14 protein-coding genes are annotated in these 17,751 nt (G+C 36.9%); 3 read left to right on the forward strand and 11 right to left on the reverse strand.

Annotated elements, in window-relative coordinates; genetic code table 11:
• The first annotated feature begins 128 nt into the window (after positions 1 to 128).
• A complete protein-coding gene (locus OPF91_RS04960; protein ID WP_264987580.1) occupies positions 129 to 806 on the forward strand; it encodes a hypothetical protein in 678 nt (225 codons plus the stop codon).
• On the forward strand, positions 806 to 2,053 hold the full coding sequence (locus OPF91_RS04965; protein ID WP_264987581.1) for an efflux RND transporter periplasmic adaptor subunit: 1,248 nt from the start codon (positions 806 to 808) through the stop codon (positions 2,051 to 2,053). The genes OPF91_RS04960 and OPF91_RS04965 overlap by 1 nt, the downstream gene beginning before the upstream one ends.
• A gap of 231 nt (positions 2,054 to 2,284) precedes the next feature.
• Here OPF91_RS04965 and OPF91_RS04970 read toward each other — a convergent pair whose 3' ends face one another.
• Together OPF91_RS04970 and OPF91_RS04975 are read right to left on the reverse strand one after the other, a co-directional pair.
• Positions 2,285 to 3,778, reverse strand: a complete 1,494-nt coding sequence (locus OPF91_RS04970) for an S-layer homology domain-containing protein (RefSeq protein ID WP_264987582.1) — start codon at positions 3,776 to 3,778, stop codon at positions 2,285 to 2,287.
• Positions 3,779 to 4,047: 269 nt separating this feature from the next.
• A complete protein-coding gene (locus OPF91_RS04975) occupies positions 4,048 to 6,798 on the reverse strand; it encodes an S-layer homology domain-containing protein (RefSeq protein WP_264987583.1) in 2,751 nt (916 codons plus the stop codon).
• A gap of 193 nt (positions 6,799 to 6,991) precedes the next feature.
• Here OPF91_RS04975 and OPF91_RS04980 point away from each other — a divergent pair, with 193 nt between their 5' ends.
• Positions 6,992 to 7,252 carry a hypothetical protein gene (locus OPF91_RS04980; protein WP_264987584.1) on the forward strand — a complete coding sequence of 87 codons (261 nt, stop codon included), beginning with the start codon at positions 6,992 to 6,994 and terminating at the stop codon, positions 7,250 to 7,252.
• Positions 7,253 to 7,376: 124 nt separating this feature from the next.
• On the opposite strand, the gene OPF91_RS04985 is transcribed toward OPF91_RS04980, so the two are convergent.
• The 9 genes from OPF91_RS04985 to rfbB form a co-directional block, all read right to left on the reverse strand.
• Positions 7,377 to 8,651, reverse strand: a complete 1,275-nt coding sequence (locus tag OPF91_RS04985; protein ID WP_264987585.1) for a glucose-6-phosphate isomerase — start codon at positions 8,649 to 8,651, stop codon at positions 7,377 to 7,379.
• Positions 8,652 to 8,818: 167 nt separating this feature from the next.
• Positions 8,819 to 10,519, reverse strand: coding sequence for a phospho-sugar mutase (locus OPF91_RS04990; RefSeq protein ID WP_264987586.1), 1,701 nt, complete (start codon positions 10,517 to 10,519; stop codon positions 8,819 to 8,821).
• Between the two features lie 147 nt (positions 10,520 to 10,666).
• Positions 10,667 to 11,635 carry a UDP-glucose 4-epimerase GalE gene (galE, locus tag OPF91_RS04995; RefSeq protein WP_264987587.1) on the reverse strand — a complete coding sequence of 323 codons (969 nt, stop codon included), beginning with the start codon at positions 11,633 to 11,635 and terminating at the stop codon, positions 10,667 to 10,669.
• Positions 11,632 to 12,516, reverse strand: coding sequence for a UTP--glucose-1-phosphate uridylyltransferase GalU (gene galU, locus OPF91_RS05000; RefSeq protein WP_264987588.1), 885 nt, complete (start codon positions 12,514 to 12,516; stop codon positions 11,632 to 11,634). Before galU ends, galE begins: the two co-directional genes overlap by 4 nt.
• Before the next feature lie 36 nt (positions 12,517 to 12,552).
• Complete coding sequence (locus OPF91_RS05005) at positions 12,553 to 13,959, reverse strand: undecaprenyl-phosphate glucose phosphotransferase (protein WP_264987589.1); 1,407 nt, start codon at positions 13,957 to 13,959, stop codon at positions 12,553 to 12,555.
• 29 nt (positions 13,960 to 13,988) lie between these two features.
• Positions 13,989 to 14,858, reverse strand: a complete 870-nt coding sequence (locus tag OPF91_RS05010) for a glycosyltransferase family 2 protein (RefSeq protein ID WP_264987590.1) — start codon at positions 14,856 to 14,858, stop codon at positions 13,989 to 13,991.
• A 7-nt stretch (positions 14,859 to 14,865) separates the two neighbouring features.
• Positions 14,866 to 15,825 carry a glycosyltransferase family 2 protein gene (locus OPF91_RS05015; RefSeq protein WP_264987591.1) on the reverse strand — a complete coding sequence of 320 codons (960 nt, stop codon included), beginning with the start codon at positions 15,823 to 15,825 and terminating at the stop codon, positions 14,866 to 14,868.
• A 63-nt stretch (positions 15,826 to 15,888) separates the two neighbouring features.
• Positions 15,889 to 16,740, reverse strand: coding sequence for a dTDP-4-dehydrorhamnose reductase (rfbD, locus tag OPF91_RS05020; protein ID WP_264987592.1), 852 nt, complete (start codon positions 16,738 to 16,740; stop codon positions 15,889 to 15,891).
• Positions 16,740 to 17,750 (reverse strand): dTDP-glucose 4,6-dehydratase, encoded by a 1,011-nt coding sequence (gene rfbB / locus OPF91_RS05025; protein ID WP_264987593.1) that lies wholly within the window; start codon positions 17,748 to 17,750, stop codon positions 16,740 to 16,742. The genes rfbD and rfbB overlap by 1 nt, the downstream gene beginning before the upstream one ends.
• Position 17,751: the final 1 nt, after the last annotated feature.

Raw genomic sequence — 17,751 nt, forward strand, 5'->3', positions numbered from 1 at the left:
TAGTATCGGTTTTTATAATACAATTTCAAGTTATTAATAGAATACTATATAATAATAAGCAGTGCACAACTATCGTGTAAAAATCACCAAATCATGAAATATACAGTATTTCAGAAAGGACTTTATTTATGTTATATGATTATAAGTTTTGGCATAGCTTAACACACCCTGCTATGTTGGCAAAAGCGGTCGAAGATGGGGAAATTCGTGGCTATCATAAACGTGTGCTTGTCGTCTTTTTCCTGTTCATGGCACTTATCATAGCTCGTGAATATTGGGGAATTGGGACAGAAGGTTTAACTACACTATTTGCTACAAATCAACAAAATGCCTATTATGTAGCTCGGCTATTATCAATGGTCGGCGCTCTCTTTGTTGGCATTCTTTATTTTAGCTTTCATTATTATGGTGTGACATATATACTGTACGTCTTAACGGATATCCCTTACAAATGGATTCAAAAGGTACAGCTCTATGCCATCGTATTTGTACTCATCGAGAAAGCAATTTTATTCGTCGTCTTTTATGCAGTTGGCTATACAACAACTTTTTCCTTTTTATCTTTTGCACCCATTGTTCAACAAGCCATTTCTACAGAGGTTGTCTTGTTTACAATCAATCAATTAACTGTAGCAACAGTGCTCACAGTCATCGTGCAATACGTTTTCTTAGCGAAATGGGAAGAAGTAGCCGAGCATAAACTATTATTAGTAAAAATTACTTTATTACAGTTACTTATCGCTATTTTCATTGGAATGATTAGTGTATTACCACTGCAACAATGGCTAGTAAGGGGGTTTAGCTGATGTACATTTTTAAAGCAAAGCCTTGGCTCATATTGACTGTCATCATCACGATAGCACTCATTAGCCTTAATGCTTATTTTGTCTTCAAAGGCGATAGTAAAGTGCCACGTACTTATTTTATTGATGAATTTCAACGTGCAACGGCAAAGCATCGTGTAGACACTGTGAAAAAAGAGGCCATCGTTGTACCAGCCAACACATATACGATTTCTGCTGATGCAACAAGTCTTGCTTCGATATCTGTTCAACGTGGACAAACTATCCATGCTAATGATCTACTGGCTACATATGAAACAGCGGAAGCCGATCATGAATTAACAAAGCTCGAATCAGAGCGTACTGCCTATAAAAATGAATTACACAACTTACAAGAAGCATTAACACAAATAGACACAATGAATCCGCGTGAAAAAAATCCGAAAAGTACAATTGATGCAAAGCAAGTACGTGACCAATTAAATGTCACTGTAAAATTAGAATTAGCACAACAGACTACACCATCAGAAGCAATAGCCATTTTACAACGCCATATAGCAGAAACAACTAGACAAATCGCTATAACAGAGGCACAAATCGCACAAATGCAAGCACGTCAAGGTATTGTGAGCCCTGTTGATGGTGTGATTTCAGCTATTTCAACAGAGGCGGGTACTGTAACTTTCGAGATTTATACAGCAGACAAAGCCTTATTCACTTATATAACAAAGGATGAATGGCAAAAGGTACAGGAAGGACAAACCATAGAGCTACATATACCATTTGTAGAGGAAAAGCTGACAGGTACTGTTGTGCAAAAACAACCGCTGCCTGTGGACAAAACATCTTTGTGGGCAAATGAATTAGGCAAAGCTTCAACAAATGGAACTTATGAGGTCATGCTACAGCAGGATGAGCCATTGGAAAATATTCCTTATGCAACAATCGGTCAAACATCGATTATTATCAATGAGGCCTTTGATGCCTATCAAGTAGATACAGCTTGGATTAAATCCACTAAAAAGCATCCATATAGTGTCTACATTCTAGATGAGGATGGCAAAATACGCCTTGAGGATATCGAGCCTTCCTTCACGACAGCTAATGCAACTATTTTTTCTAGCGATTTCGATGAAGGAACACCTATTATGATGAATAATCACTATCCGACTTTAGCCCGTTCCTTTGTCTCCATGCCAATCAAAAAAATTGAATGGCAACACTTTAAAGAACTTAGCTGGAAACGATATGTGAAGTATATGTTATTTTAAACAAGAGGAAGATGGTTCGTAGACAATCGACATGACTTCGTAAGCATTCGACAAAATTACGTGGAGATTCGACAAAACTTCGTAGACAATCGACAAATGTTTTCTGTGCAAAGAGCGTGAGTGAAACGTAGCGACAGGTGCGACAAAATTAAGTAAATAAATTGCTGAAAAACTATTTTTTCAACAGCAAAAAGAGCTTGTAGCACACTCCGCTACAAGCTCTTCTTCGTTTTAATAAATAGGGTTTTCCATTTGTTCCTGCGTCATTAGCTCATAATACAGTGATGTAACGCCACTAACTTCAAACATCATACCTTGAACATACAATTTTTCACCTTTTGCACCATCTAAGCGAATAGCAAACATTGAGTCACCTTTGCCAATCTTTTTGATTGTCAGCCCATCTGCTGATTGTGTGACCTCTATAATTTTATGGTCATACATCGCACCTGAATACTGCTCCATTTTAAATTCTTTCACCGTAAATCCTATTTCTTTTGTAGAGATAAATACACTGTCTTTTTCAATGGCCGCAGATGTATAAAGGTCATAGCCATCCGATTCCGCCTTAATGCCTACACGAACCGTTTTTCCCTGATCATCTGATACAGTAGCAATATAGTCGCCAGCCTGTAATAAGTTCAGCTCATAGCTACCGCCCTTAGGAATCGTTTCCTCATCCCAACCATCAAAATTCATCGGTGCATACGTATAAACTTTTTCACTTACAGCATGCCCATCAAGCGTTGTTAATTTAATTGTTTTAGGATTGATGCCTAGTTCTTCCTCCCAAAACGTTACAGCTCCTGGTGTCAGCTCATCTGTTGGTTGACAATCAATTTTTAGCTGACCATCTACTTTTATAACCGTTACTTTATATTTTTGTGATTCTACTACTTCATAATTCTCATCTTTATCGAAATTATAACCAATCAACATAAAATAGCCTGCGCCTTCTTGTAGTGCTTCAATTTTAACTTGGTTGCTATCTTGATAGATACGGAAAATTTCTTGTCCATCCTCCGTTAAATTATTCGCACTATAGGCTTCTACATATTTGGCTTTTAGTGTAGCGGCTGTAAATGTACTAAATACTCTTTTCGCCTGCATTGCCTCTATTCGACTAATAAATAATGTTAGCTGTGCACGCGTCACTTTTTCATTTAAGCCGAATAATGTTGGTGTTAACCCCTTTGTTATTTCATGCTCAAATAAAGGTAGAACTGCATAGTACGCATCTGAATATTTTTCAATATCTGTAAATGGCAATCTAGCTTCATCTGAATAAGAATCTAGCTCATACGCAGCCGTCAGCATACTCGCCAATTGTCCTCGTGTAATCATCATATCTGCACCAAATCTACCATCTGCAAACGCACCGACAATTCCTGCATTGGCTAATGCGGCAATAGCTCCATAATACTCATCACTTGGCTGTACATCTGTAAACTGTGGATTCTCTACATTTTTTGTGTCTAATTGTAATAAGCCAGCCAAAATTTTTGCCACTTGACCACGCGTTACATTAGCGAATGGTTTAAACGTACCATCTGTATAGCCTTTAATGATACCTCGTGCTGTTAAATCTTTGACAGCAGCACCATAATCCTTTGTATAATCTACATCTGTAAATCCTTCTGCGGCCTGCGCTGGCACTGCTACAATCGCACTTGTTGTTAATGCAGCGATTAATGCACCTTGAAATAATGCTCGTTTTTTCATCATTTCAAACCTCCTCCACTAATGTTAACAATCTATTATGATTATACATGTAAACGTCATCAAAAGTTTCATATTTTTTATCCAATATGTATGAATATAAGTGAACCTTCAATCGGCGAGGTTTTCCTCATCCCCATCGATTGGTAGTTTCACTAATCGGGTTTTTACAGGCTATTGATTCCACTCGCTATTTTGAATATAAGATAAATTTTTATCTTTATCGACAAAATAAGAAGCCCTGTAGAGAATTATCTCTACAAAGCTTCGAATCATTACCAATTAATAATTTTTAAATCTGCTGGTGTTAGTTTATTACCTGCAATATCTCGAATATCGATTGTTGAAAGTGGTTTTAATGTTAAACCCTTCATCAAGTTGTCTGCTGTCATTTTTGTTGGTAGAAGGATTGTTGCCACATTTGTTGCTCCTCCGCCAAGAAGAACATCTACATTTGTTTGATATAACTCTGTCCCAATATAAACACTATAATCATATGCTACACCAGGGCCTTGATAAACATTTTCAGAGAACGTTAGTCTAATTGTTTGTAAATCGGTTTGTAATTCCGCTACAACAGTTGGTCGAACATTTTCTTTTAAGTCTACAGTTAATGTAGTTGGCAACATAAAGACAGATGAACCTGCTGCTTTAATATTTTGCACAATCACATTGCGATAGCCTGTAAATGTATTAGAGCCTTCTCTTAATTTGAGCATAACTGTGTTTAAGTTTCCTGCATTAACAGAGGCAGATACTACTTCTGCACCTTGGATAATGTAATTTGCTTTATTCGTTGCTGTTTCAGCATCTACTTGTCTGTTGAATGTTACGACTACCGTGTCGTTATCAGAACCTTGTGCAATACTGCTTACAGCTACCATATCTGTATTCGCAGTTGTACCATCTACACCACGGACAAATTCTGCTTGAGCTGCTGTAAACGGAACGCCTGCTTCACTTGTTACACCACTAAATAGTAGGTTTACCGCATATTTCGCACCAACAGCATTGTTATTGCCTAACAGTGTCGCTAATTTCACACGTACAACATTTTTTTGTTCAAACGATTTATACATCAGCATGGCATTATTGATTGGCATTACATTATTTGTAATGTAATCTTTCACATAGCTACCACCTGTCAGTGATACAAATGAATTAGTTAAGTCTACATTTTTATTAAATACAAATTCCAAGTATTCTGCTTTGTCTGTTACATCCTGCACAACAGTTGCTGTTAGTAATGTTGGTGCTGTACTATCTTTCACAAATTGCACAACACGGTTAATTGGTGCTTGTACTTCACCACTACCATCGACAGCGCCTGCTATTGCAATAATACGATTTCCTTCTAACGCATTCGGTGCTGTTACGACCACTTTTGTAGGATTTTTTGCATCAATCACAATACTTGCTGGATTCAATGCCATATTATCAATCGTAACATTTGGTTTCCCTACAATTGCTTCTGAGTATTGAATTTCAAATGTTTTTGCTCCTGTTTGTGTAACATTTGTCACCGTTGGGGCAATACCATCTTTATCCCCTTTTTGGAATGTCACTGTTGCAGGATTTGGGTTGATTAAGTTTCCTGCTCGATCCGCTGCTGCAATCACAGTTGCTGTAATATCTCGATTCGTTGGGATACTCACATTACTTAAATTTAAAATAATCGCTGTTCCACCATCAACTAGCTCATTTTGGCCTGTAATTGTCGTAATCGGTGTACCATCTGCTGCTCTAAAAGAGATAGAACCTGCACTTGCCATTGGTTCAGAGAATTTCACCTTCACCTGTGTAGCTGTAATACGCTCTGCGCTTACGATTGTTGGTGCAACCACATCTTTCGCAAAGTTCACGATTTCATTGTAGCGAACAAGTGCATTACCATCTAGTGCTTTCACTTTATCAACAATAACGTCATAACGTTTCTCGAAGAAACGACTAGATGTAACCTTTAATACTTTACCATCAACACTTAATTCCCCTGTTAATGTACCATCTGTTAAGCCGTCAATCGAACGTAATGTCAATATATTGTCTAAAAACTCACCTGAAAGCCCATTTTTAAAGACTGTTTTCGCATCAACTGCTTTATTGAATTGAATAGCAACCTGTGTAGCACTCACGCTCGTAGCTGCCTTCACTTTTAATTCCGTTACGACATATGTAACGTTTGATGAATAACTAACACCATCAATTTTAAACTCTGCTTTTGTTACCTCATTTTCTGGTAATGGTGTCGATAATGTTACTTTATGTGTTTTGTCATTTGAAAGTGTTACTTCTAATGTTGTCGCATCGATTACTTTAACATTTTTCACCGTCAACACTTCTGGCTCTGGTTGCGGTACTGGTAAACTTTCGATTTTTGTCATTGTACGGTTTAAGAATGAAGCAAATTGACCACGTGTTAATGTGTTTTTAGGATTGAAGGTTTTCACAGTTGTCAAACCTGTATATTCTAAAGCAACAATAGCTTCACGACTTTCAAGTGATGAGGCAAGCTCTAAGTCTGTCATTGTTGTTTTGAATTTTGCTGTTTTATACTCCGCTACTAAATCACGATCATAAACAATTTGTGCAGCACGAACAAGTAAAACCGCCATTTGCTCACGTGTCATATCGCTTGTGTGCATTAATTTATTTTCAGTTTCTTTAAAAATCCCTACGTCCTTCACAAGCGCTGCATATTGTAAAAGCTCTTTATCAGGTGCTGTAGTTGGTAAATCTGTAAAACGTGCTTTTTTTGTATAGTCTGTTGGAAGATCATAGCCTACAGATACTAGCCATTTTCCTAAAAACTTTGTCACATTGCCACGCGTTAACAATGCGTTTGGCTTGAATGTACCATCTGGATAACCACCCACGATTTTAGCATCAGCCAACGCTAAAATATTTTCCTTATGGTCACTCTTTGCAATATCCGTAAAGCTTGCCGCACTTGCTACTGGTACAATTGCTGATGCCACCAAAGCTGTCGAAGCTGCACCAATAATCCACTTACTATATTTTTGTTTCATCTAGAAAAACCTCCTAATCACTGAGTCACTACATATGACTACTATTCTATTATAAAAGAGGGTAATAATACAATTCAAAGGGCAAGTTATGGAATGAAGATATTGGGAATTTAATATATATAGTAAAATATATAATGATATGAGGCCTATATGTTATAATAAAAAAGATACTAAAAGAAAAGAGGTGATAGATATGGAAAATGTCTTACAACAAATCTTACAAGAAATTAAAGAAATCAAAGAAAGTAACAAAGCTATGAATCAACGTTTTGATAGTATTGAACACCGACTTGATTCAATCGAATTAGAGCAGCATCAAATCAAGCAAGCTGTTTTTGAAACAAATGATAAAATTACTCAACTTCAATCATTCCAAGAAAGCCAACATCGTGTTATTGAGCTACTATCTGCTCGCTCCATCCAACAAGAAGCTGATTTAAAAAAAATACAATAGCTCTCCACCTCATTTACTATTAACCCATATGAGAAAGCTCCTTTAACTCAGAAGGAGCTATTTTTATGCCAACAACCAAAAAGCGGCGATTCCGTCATCAATACGTCATCACCGCCAATAGCTATCACTTGTCTTCTTTTAATAATGCTTGCATTTTCTTCTTATATGCTTCCACACCAGGTTGGTTAAATGGATTTACCTCTAGCAAGCTGGCACTCATACCACAAGCCTTCATAAAGAAGTACAATAAATAACCAAGATGATACGTATCTAATGTTGGCAATGCAAGCTGAATAACAGGTACTTCTCCTTCAGCATGTGCAAGGATTGTCCCCTCTTCACAAATCGCATTCACCTCATTAAATGTACGGTTTGATACATAATTTAAGCCATCTTCATCACGTGCATCAAAAGGTACAGCTAAATCATCCGTTAGCTCATTAAAATGAACAACTGTCTCAAACATCACACGACTACCCTCTTGAATAAATTGTCCAATGGAGTGTAAATCCGTTGAGAAATTCACAGTTGCAGGATAAAGCCCTTTATGGTCTTTCCCTTCACTTTCTCCAAATAACTGCTGCCACCATGCGCCCAATTTGCTTAAGCTTGGCTCAAAGGAAGCGAGAATCTCCATTGTATAGCCCTTTTCATACAGCATATGACGCAATACCGCATAGCGATAAGCAACATTCGATGCTAAATCTGCCTCTGAAAATGCGATTGCTGCATCTTTGGCTCCTGCTAATAATGTACGAATATCAACACCTGCTACTGCGATTGGTAATAATCCAACAGGCGTTAACACAGAGAAACGTCCACCAACATCATCTGGAATCACAAATTGACGATAACCTGCTTGGTCAGCAAGCCCCTTTAAAATACCTTTTTCGCCATCTGTCGTCACAATAATACGCTCTGTTGCTTTATTGCCGTAACGCTCCTCCATATATAGACGCAATGTACGGAATGCTAATGCCGGCTCCATCGTGCCACCTGATTTAGAAATCACATTCACATATACCTGTTTTGAATCCAAATAAGCAAGCAACTGCTTCACATAAGCGCCACTCATATGCTGTCCTGCATAAATAACCTCAATACCATTTGCTGCCTTGCCGAAATACGGTGTTAATGCCTCTTGAACAGCGTGAGCTCCTAAGAATGAGCCACCAATCCCAATAACAACAAGTACATCTGCACAAGCTTTAACTTCCTGTGCTATATTTTCAAGAGAAGTCACTAGCTCATCTTGTTCTCGTAACGGTAAATCTAACCACCCTGTAAAATCCTGCTGTGGCAAATCATGATGAATTCGTGTCACACGCTCTTGATACTGCCCAATCTCATCTAGTGTACAATTTAATAGTTTTGTTTGAATAATTTCATTAGCTGACATGTATAACCCTCACTTTTTTATGCATATTTAATGATTTTTATTATGACATATAACCTCTTGGAATACAATTTGAATAGCTGACTTTCAAGATAGTCTTTTTAACAATTGCCTAATTTTTATAATAAAAAACCAGCAACCTCACATTTACTGTAAGATCGCTGGTTTCACTATTTCACCATTTCCAGTACAGCCTGCTTCACTCGCTCTAGCTTCAACTGTGCCGCTTCCTTCATCTTATCCATTACCCCAATATAAAACTTACACTTTGGCTCTGTACCAGATGGACGAACAGCCACCCATGAACCGTCCTCTAACATAAATTTCAAGACATTTTCTTTTGGCAATGCGAGTGTTTTAGTCGTGCCATCAGCCATTGTTGCCAATCCTATCGCATAATCCTCTACACATTGCACCGTCAAATCAGCTATTGATTTTGGCATATGCTGACGCAGATTCGCTAAAATAGCTTTCATCTCGTCTTGCCCATTCTTGCCTTCAAACACCTGTGAAATCAATGCCTCTTGATAGTAGCCAAACTCCTGATACAAGGAATCCAGCTGGTCTAATAATGTCTGACCTTGCTTCGCATAAAAGGCAGCCATTTCTGCAACTTTCAATGCTACCTGTACGGCATCCTTATCACGTACAAAGGTTTCAATTAAATAGCCATAGCTTTCTTCATAGCCAAATAGATACGTATACTCATCAGTCTTTTCATATTCAGCAATTTTCTCTGCCATATATTTGAAGCCTGTTAATGTATTGGCTGTTGCAACACCAAACTTCTCTGCAATAACTGCACCAAATTCAGATGTCACAATCGTTTTCACAACGACACCGTTTGTCGGCAATGCACTTTGTTGCTGCTTCATTGACAATAAATAATGCAGTAACAATGCGCCTAGCTGATTACCCGTCAGCAACTCATAGCTCGCTCCATTCCACACAGCTACACCTAAACGGTCAGCATCCGGATCAGTTGCCACCAACAGCTCTGCACCTATCTTTTTTCCTAGCTCCATTGCCATTTCAAAAGCATCCGCTTCTTCTGGGTTTGGATACGATACCGTTGGGAAATTCCCATCTTGTACAGCCTGCTCATCCACAAGCGACACCTGCTGGAAGCCAAATGCCTGCAAGCCCTCACAAACAGGCACTAACCCAGCACCATGCAACGGTGTATACACAATCTTCATATCTAGTGCAACATCACATGTACCCTTTAATGTTAACAGCTTCTCTAAATAAGCGTTATCTAAATCAGTCCCTAGCCATGTCATAAGCCCTTGCTCCTCTAATTCTGAAAGCTCTGTCGTCACAATTGCAAAAATATCCTCAATTTCTGCCATATGTGCCACAATCGCATTCACAAACTGAGGTGTTAGCTGTGCCCCTTCCTCATCATACACTTTAAAACCATTGTACTGCTTCGGATTATGACTAGCCGTAATCACTACACCTGCATAAGCATTCAGCTCACGCACAGTAAATGACAATTGCGGTGTTGGGCGTGATTCCTGATAAACATAAACTCGAATACCATGTGCACCTAACACACTCGCTGTTTCACAAGCAAATTCATACGAAAAGTGACGCGTATCATAAGCAATCACCACACCACGAGCTTTCGCCGTTTCACCATTCGCCTTCACATAACGAGCAAGCCCCTCCGCTACACGACGAATCGTATAAATATTCATGCGGTTCGTGCCAGCACCTAATACCCCACGCATACCACCCGTACCAAAGGACACGTACTGATAAAAGCGCTCCTCAATCTCCTGTACATCCGTTACACTCGCCGCTATTTCATCTTGTAAATAAGAAGGAAGTTTTTGTTCTAGCCATTGGTTATATAATTTATTCATATGTATCACCTATTTTTATGTTAATTTCATTGATGTGAAAATCCATATCACACCTTGGCTTCATTATGACATAGAACAGCTGGAAAAACCAATTTCCCTATTACAAGGTAGAAAGGTATGTCCGACTATCAGACATACCTTCGTTAGTTAAAGTTGTTTTTGATGCCAAGCCCATGCACTTTCGATAATACCTTGCAGATCCATTCGAGCTTGCCAGCCTAACTCTTGATAAATTTTCTCAGCATTAGCAACAAGCATTGCAGGATCACCCGCACGTCGCTCTACATATTGGACATTTGCTTGCCTTCCAGTTACACTCTCACACATAGCAATAATTTCTTTCACTGAATAGCCAAAGCTATTACCTAAATTATACGTTGCTGTAGTAATCGTGTCCCCTAACAAACCTTCAAGAGCTAATATATGTGCATGCGCTAAATCCATTACATGAATATAATCTCGTATACAGGTTCCATCAGGTGTAGCATAATCTGTACCAAATACCGAAATGGCTTCTCGCTGTCCCAATAAATGCTGCAAAATCAGTGGGATTAAATGTGTTTCAGGTGAATGACTTTCACCAATCTCTGCTGTTTCATGTGCACCAGCCGCATTAAAATAACGTAATATTACATACTTCATACCATAGCTATCAGCAAAATCTGCCAGCATTTGCTCCACTATCAATTTAGAACGTCCATAAGGATTAATCGGAGTAGTTGGAGTACTTTCATCAATTCGTTCAACATCTGGCATACCGTATGTTGCAGCAGTGGAAGAAAAAATAAATTTATCAATACTATTTTGTTGCATCATTTTTAATAAATTGAGTGTCGCACCCACATTATTTTCATAATATTTCAATGGATCAGCTACTGATTCACCAACTAAGCTAAACGCTGCAAAATGCAATACCGCTTCAATTTCGTATGTATCAAATACCTTTTGAACTGTTGCAGCATGACCTAAATCACCCTCGACAAAAATAGCCTTTTCATCCACAGCCCAACGATGCCCTGTGCTCAAATTATCTAAAACAACTACTTCCTGTGTTTTTACTAACTCCTTAACAAAATGACTACCAATATAACCCGCACCACCAACTACTAAAATCATAGTGATTCACCACTCAATTCTTTCGCCTTTTGTAAAATTAATGCTTTAACACCTTCACTTAAATCATCACGTTCTAAAGCAAAATCAATGGTTGTTTCAATAAAACCTAGCTGCTCTCCGACATCATAACGTCGCCCTTCAAAGGCATAAGCAAATACTCGTTGAATACTATTTAAAGATTCAATTGCATCCGTTAACTGAATTTCACCATTCTTCCCTTTTTTCTTTTCATCTAAAAAGCGAAAAATTTCAGGTGTTAATACGTATCGTCCAATAATCGCATAATTCGATGGTGCATCCTCTAAAGCGGGTTTTTCTACAAATTGCGTTACCTGCATTAAACGTTCATCCGTACTGACTGGATCAATCACACCGTAACGATGTACATCTTCATCTGACAACTCTTGCACACCAATAACACTTGAAAAGGTCTTTTGATACTGATTCATTAACTGCTTCAAACAAGGTTCATCACTTTTCACGACATCATCACCAAGCAACACAGCAAATGGCTCGTCCCCAATAAACTTACGTGCACACCAAATCGCATGACCTAAGCCGAGAGCCTCTTTTTGTCGAATATAATGAATTTCTACATTGGCAGATTCCTGTACTTTTTCAAGCATTTCGATTTTGCCATTCTCCATCAAAGTGGTCTCAAGTTCCCACGCATTATCGAAATGGTCCTCAATCGCACGTTTGTTTTTCCCTGTTACAATAATAATATCTTCAATTCCAGAGGCAATCGCTTCTTCTACGATATATTGGATTGTTGGTTTATCGACGATAGGTAACATTTCCTTAGGCATTGCTTTTGTAGCAGGTAAAAAACGGGTACCAAGCCCTGCTGCTGGAATAATGGCTTTACGGATTTTTTTCATCTAGATTCCCCTCTAACGAACGAAACTACTTTACTATTAATAAGCATTTTTATTCACAAATCCATTAATAACCGTTTTAATAACAATTTTCACATCAAATAACAATGTCCAATTTTCTATATAATAAATATCATGTTCAATTCGATCTTCAATTGATGTATCGCCACGTAATCCGCATACTTGTGCCCACCCAGTAATGCCTGGACGTACAAGATGCTTTAACATGTACTTAGGGATTTCTTCTTTAAACTGTCCTACGAAAAATGGACGTTCAGGCCTTGGACCAACAACACTCATATCCCCTTTTAATACATTAAAAAATTGTGGTAACTCATCTAAACTTGTTTTACGAATAAATGTGCCAAATTTTGTACGTCGTGGATCATTCTCTACAGTCCATTGTGTATCTGAATGACTTTCTGGCATCTGCTTCATCGAACGAAACTTATACATCATAAATGAACGACGATTGAGCCCAACCCGTTCCTGTTTAAAGAAAATAGGACCTGGAGAAGTAACCTTCACACCTATCGCTACAATGATTAATACTGGTGACATTAAAAGAATAGCACATAATGAAAAGGCAATATCAAACATTCTTTTGACTAGACGATTAATAAATTCATCAAGAGGTACATTTCGCACACTAATTAAAGGAAGCTCTCCAAACCTTTCAAAGTGTGGACTAGCAGGTAAAATATCATAAAAGTCAGGTACAATTGAAACCCTAACTCCTGCTTTTTCACAAATAAAAATGATCTTTTGATATTTTGTGAAAACCGTTAAGGGCAGTGCAATCACTACTTCATCAATTATTTTCTCTGTTAATATTTTCTCCAAATCTGCTACTTTACCTAATATTTGATAGCTTTTTTCTTTATCTTGAATATTTTTTTCTCGAAAATCATCTAAAAATCCCAATACTTCCAAACCGTATTCTGGATGGTTAAATAAATTGGTCATGTACTTTTGACCAATCGTTCCAGCACCTAAAATTAACACGAATTGTTTATTGTAACCGCTACTTCTTAGCTTTCTTAACACTTGTTTAACTGCGTATCGGTAAATTAAACTCATCATAATAGCGATAACAAAATAAATCACTAAGAATACACGTGAAATATCGATTGTTTTCACTGTAAAAAGTACACTCATTAATACAAACATACCAAATAAATGTGCTTGAAATATTTTAAACACTTCTGACGCAAATCGTATTTTACGCTTTGGCATATATAATTTAACAATAAAAGCGACAAGTATATATGCAATAGAGTAAACTATATTCCATACAAAGTAATCAGATAATGGTAAATATCCTCCAACCTCTTCATCTAATATGTAAAACCGTAAAACCCAAGCACTAAAAAAAGCAAGTTGGATAACTAAAAAATCCATTAACACATATAACTGTGTTAAAAAACGTTCTCTTCCTCTTATCATTGACTTTCACCTTTTATTTATGACTACATTTATTTACGACCTTTTTTCAATAAATTAATAACTGCTGACAACCCCAGCTTTAATGCAATTCCTAAATAAACGAGTAGATTAATTATACCATTATATTTTTTGGCGTAATGTTTTTTATGAAATAGATACATTGCTCTATGAAATTCATAAACAATTTTAAATGGCTTTCTTCGACTACTTGCTCCTTTATAATGAATAATCGATGTAGTTGGGTTATAAACAATACGCCAGCCAGCTTCTTTAATTCGATAACACCAATCAATATCCTCTCCATACATGAAAAATTCTTCATCTAAGAGACCTACTTGTTCAATAGCCTCTCTTCTAACCATCACAAAAGCACCAACTAAACAATCAATATCATGTATTTCCTGCATATTCATATAACTTTGATGATAGCTATTGTATTTTGGGCTTTCTGGATATCGCTTCGCTAACCCCATCATATAATAAAAAGATGCTTCAGGAGTAGGAAAACCTCGATGACATGCCTTATCCAATGAGCCATCAGGTAAATTAACCTCACAACCAGCTGCACCTACCATTTGATGTTGCTCCATATACTCCTTTATTGTAGAAAGCGTATTTTTCTGAACAATGGTATCTGAATTAAGCAACAAAACATACCTACCACTTGATACTTTAATTGCTTGGTTATTGGCTTTAGAAAATCCAACATTTTCTGTATTCGCAATAACATGTACATCAGGAAAATCACGCTGTAATACCTCTACAGAGCCATCTGAAGAAGCATTATCTACTACAAAAATTTCATATAAAAAATCCATTTTTGAATCTATTACAGATTGAATACAATCACTTGTTAATTTTTTTGTATTATAATTCACAATAACAATGCTTAAATCCATGTTCTATTTACCATATTCCTTTAAAGTATTTATAAATTTGCGCAGAAGGAACCTTTCTCTTTAATTTTATAGACCTTCTTTTACTTTTTAAAGCTTTGTATTCTTTAAAAAGTAACTTATAAGCACTAAAAAGTTGTGGTTCTTTGAATAACATATAGACTAAGCATAACATCTCATAAGCAAAAATAGCAGGGAAATGTAAAAAGAAATACAACAGATTATCATTTTTAATAATATAGTAATGCCTGTTGATATACGAATGTTTACGTGTTCTAAGCGAAATATGCTTTCTTGATTCATTTCCCTTCCAGCCTCGCTCATGCTGCGCTATGGCTGTAGGAACAAAACAAATCTCCCATCCAGCCAACCTTGCCCGCCAGCTCACATCTACATCTTCCTTATAAGCAAAGAAGCTTTCATCAAAAAATTGCCCTTCATCCGAAATCATGTCAATCATTTCTCGCTTATAGACTGCGGCTGCTCCAGAAATGCCAAAAACATCACTAGCTGTATCATATTGTCTTTTATCTACTTCACCACTACCACGGTCAACAGCTCGGCGATTTTTCTTTATATCAATGCCTGTGCTATCAATTATTTGTGATTTGAAATCTCTATATAGTTTACCAGTAGCCGCACCTATGTTTTTATGTTGCACCATGTACTCCACAATATTTTTAATATAATCTTTCTCTAAAATCACATCTGGATTTAACACTAAGACATAATCTGTATTTGTATAAGTTAAAGCTTGGTTGTGTCCACCTACGAAACCGTTATTTATCATATTTTGTACGAATTGAACATGTGGATACTTTGTAATAATGTCTTTAATATTATCTTTCGAGTTATTATCCACTATAATGATATTTTCTATTGGATATGTTTGTGAACACACCGCATTTAAGCAATTGTTTATATCCTCTGCACTGTTATATGTGACAATTTGAACTGCTATATTAGCCAAATTACCCCTCAATTCTATGTTATAATACTCTTTCATTATAGCCTTATAAACAAAAATAACAATCTATAGGAGATTGTTATTTTTGTTTATATAGTCATATAAAGCATCTTTCCAGTGTCGTCTTGTAGTAAATCCATTCATTTGTAATGATAAATCCCCTAATACCGAATAAGCAGGACGCTTTGCAGGTCGGGGGAATTGGTCTGATGTTAATGGATTAACGACAACGCCTTTATTAGCCAATTTGAATATCTCTTGAGCAAACTCATACCATGAACAAGTTCCACTATTTGTACAATGATAAATGCCATACTTTTCAGTTTGCACTAGCTCTATTAAAAACTCTGCTAAATCCACTGCATAAGTAGGTGAGCCAATTTGGTCATGAACAACGCCTAGCTCTGTTTTTTCCTCTGCTAATTTTAGCATTGTTTTCACAAAGTTTGGTCCATATTCTCCATAAACCCATGCTGTACGCACAATAAAGTATTTCGTGTTAAGTGTTTGTGTTAAAAACTCACCTGTATACTTTGATTGGCCATATACTCCTAAAGGGTCTACCGTCATATATTCACCGTATGGAGATGTTGCTTGTCCATTAAATACATAGTCGGTGCTAATATAGCAAATTTTCGCCCCAACTTTTTCAGCTGCCACAGCTAAATTACGCTGTCCTACAGCATTTACTTGAAAAGCTAGCTCTTCATTTGTTTCAGCACCATCAACATTTGTATAGGCAGCTGCATTAATAATAATATGTGGTTGAATATCATGACATATACTATTTACTTGCTCATTATTTGTAATATCCAGCTCTGTTTTAGTAAAAGTAAATAATTCATGCTTACTATTAACTAATTGTTTGACCAATTCTTGCCCTAGCTGCCCATTAGCACCTGTCACCATAATTTTCATTATAGCTTACCACCATATTGCTCTACATAATAGTTTTTGTAATCACCTGAAATGATGTTTTCCCACCATTCTTTATTCTCTAAATACCATTGCACTGTTTCTTGTAAGCCTGTTTCAAATGTATATTTTGGCTCCCAGCCCAACTCTTGTTGAAGTTTAGTAGGGTCAATCGCATAACGTCTGTCATGTCCTAAACGATCCTCTACATATTGAATTAATGATTCAGGTTTACCAAGTTGTTTTAAAATCTCCTTCACAACTTCCACATTCGTCTTTTCATTATGTCCACCAACATTGTAAACTTCACCATCTACACCTTTGTGTAAAACTAAATCAATCGCACGGCAATGATCAAGCACATGCAACCAATCACGGACATTTTTCCCGTCGCCATAAACAGGAAGCTGTTTATCATTCAATGCATTAATAATCATTAAAGGAATTAATTTTTCAGGGAAATGGAATGGACCATAATTATTTGAACAACGTGTAATATTGACTGGTAAACCAAACGTTTCATGATAAGCAAGCACTAACAAGTCTGCCCCAGCCTTACTCGCACTATATGGGCTATTAGGTGACAATGACGTTTGCTCAGTAAAATAGCCATCTTCTCCTAACGAACCATATACTTCATCCGTTGATACTTGTAAATATTTCTTCACATTATATTTCTTCGCTACATCTAATAATACTTGTGTCCCTTGAATATTCGTTTGCACAAAAATTCCTGGATTTGTAATACTGCGGTCAACATGTGATTCAGCAGCAAAGTTAATCACCGCATCAACACCATCAGCAATTAATTGATCCATTGCCTCCACATTTGTAATATCTGCTTTGACAAACTGATAATTTGATTTACCTTCTGATGGCTTTAAGTTCTCTAAATTCCCTGCATAGGTTAAAGCATCAACATTGACAATGGTATACTCAGGGTATTTTTCAACCATGTAATTAACAAAGTTACTACCAATAAACCCTGCGCCACCCGTTACTAAAATTTTCATT

This window comes from Lysinibacillus piscis (assembly GCF_026012395.1).
Classification (GTDB): domain Bacteria; phylum Bacillota; class Bacilli; order Bacillales_A; family Planococcaceae; genus Lysinibacillus; species Lysinibacillus piscis.

Coding starts and splice junctions, on each gene's coding strand:
- OPF91_RS05010 (WP_264987590.1), bottom strand. CDS start 14,858: ATGGATTTAAGCATTGTTATTGTGAATTATAATACAAAAAAATTAACA.
- galU (WP_264987588.1), bottom strand. CDS start 12,516: ATGAAAAAAATCCGTAAAGCCATTATTCCAGCAGCAGGGCTTGGTACC.
- OPF91_RS05005 (WP_264987589.1), bottom strand. CDS start 13,959: ATGATAAGAGGAAGAGAACGTTTTTTAACACAGTTATATGTGTTAATG.
- rfbD (WP_264987592.1), bottom strand. CDS start 16,740: ATGAAAATTATGGTGACAGGTGCTAATGGGCAGCTAGGGCAAGAATTG.
- OPF91_RS04970 (WP_264987582.1), bottom strand. CDS start 3,778: ATGATGAAAAAACGAGCATTATTTCAAGGTGCATTAATCGCTGCATTA.
- OPF91_RS04965 (WP_264987581.1), top strand. CDS start 806: ATGTACATTTTTAAAGCAAAGCCTTGGCTCATATTGACTGTCATCATC.
- OPF91_RS04980 (WP_264987584.1), top strand. CDS start 6,992: ATGGAAAATGTCTTACAACAAATCTTACAAGAAATTAAAGAAATCAAA.
- OPF91_RS04960 (WP_264987580.1), top strand. CDS start 129: ATGTTATATGATTATAAGTTTTGGCATAGCTTAACACACCCTGCTATG.
- OPF91_RS04990 (WP_264987586.1), bottom strand. CDS start 10,519: ATGAATAAATTATATAACCAATGGCTAGAACAAAAACTTCCTTCTTAT.
- rfbB (WP_264987593.1), bottom strand. CDS start 17,750: ATGAAAATTTTAGTAACGGGTGGCGCAGGGTTTATTGGTAGTAACTTT.
- galE (WP_264987587.1), bottom strand. CDS start 11,635: ATGATTTTAGTAGTTGGTGGTGCGGGTTATATTGGTAGTCATTTTGTT.
- OPF91_RS04985 (WP_264987585.1), bottom strand. CDS start 8,651: ATGTCAGCTAATGAAATTATTCAAACAAAACTATTAAATTGTACACTA.
- OPF91_RS04975 (WP_264987583.1), bottom strand. CDS start 6,798: ATGAAACAAAAATATAGTAAGTGGATTATTGGTGCAGCTTCGACAGCT.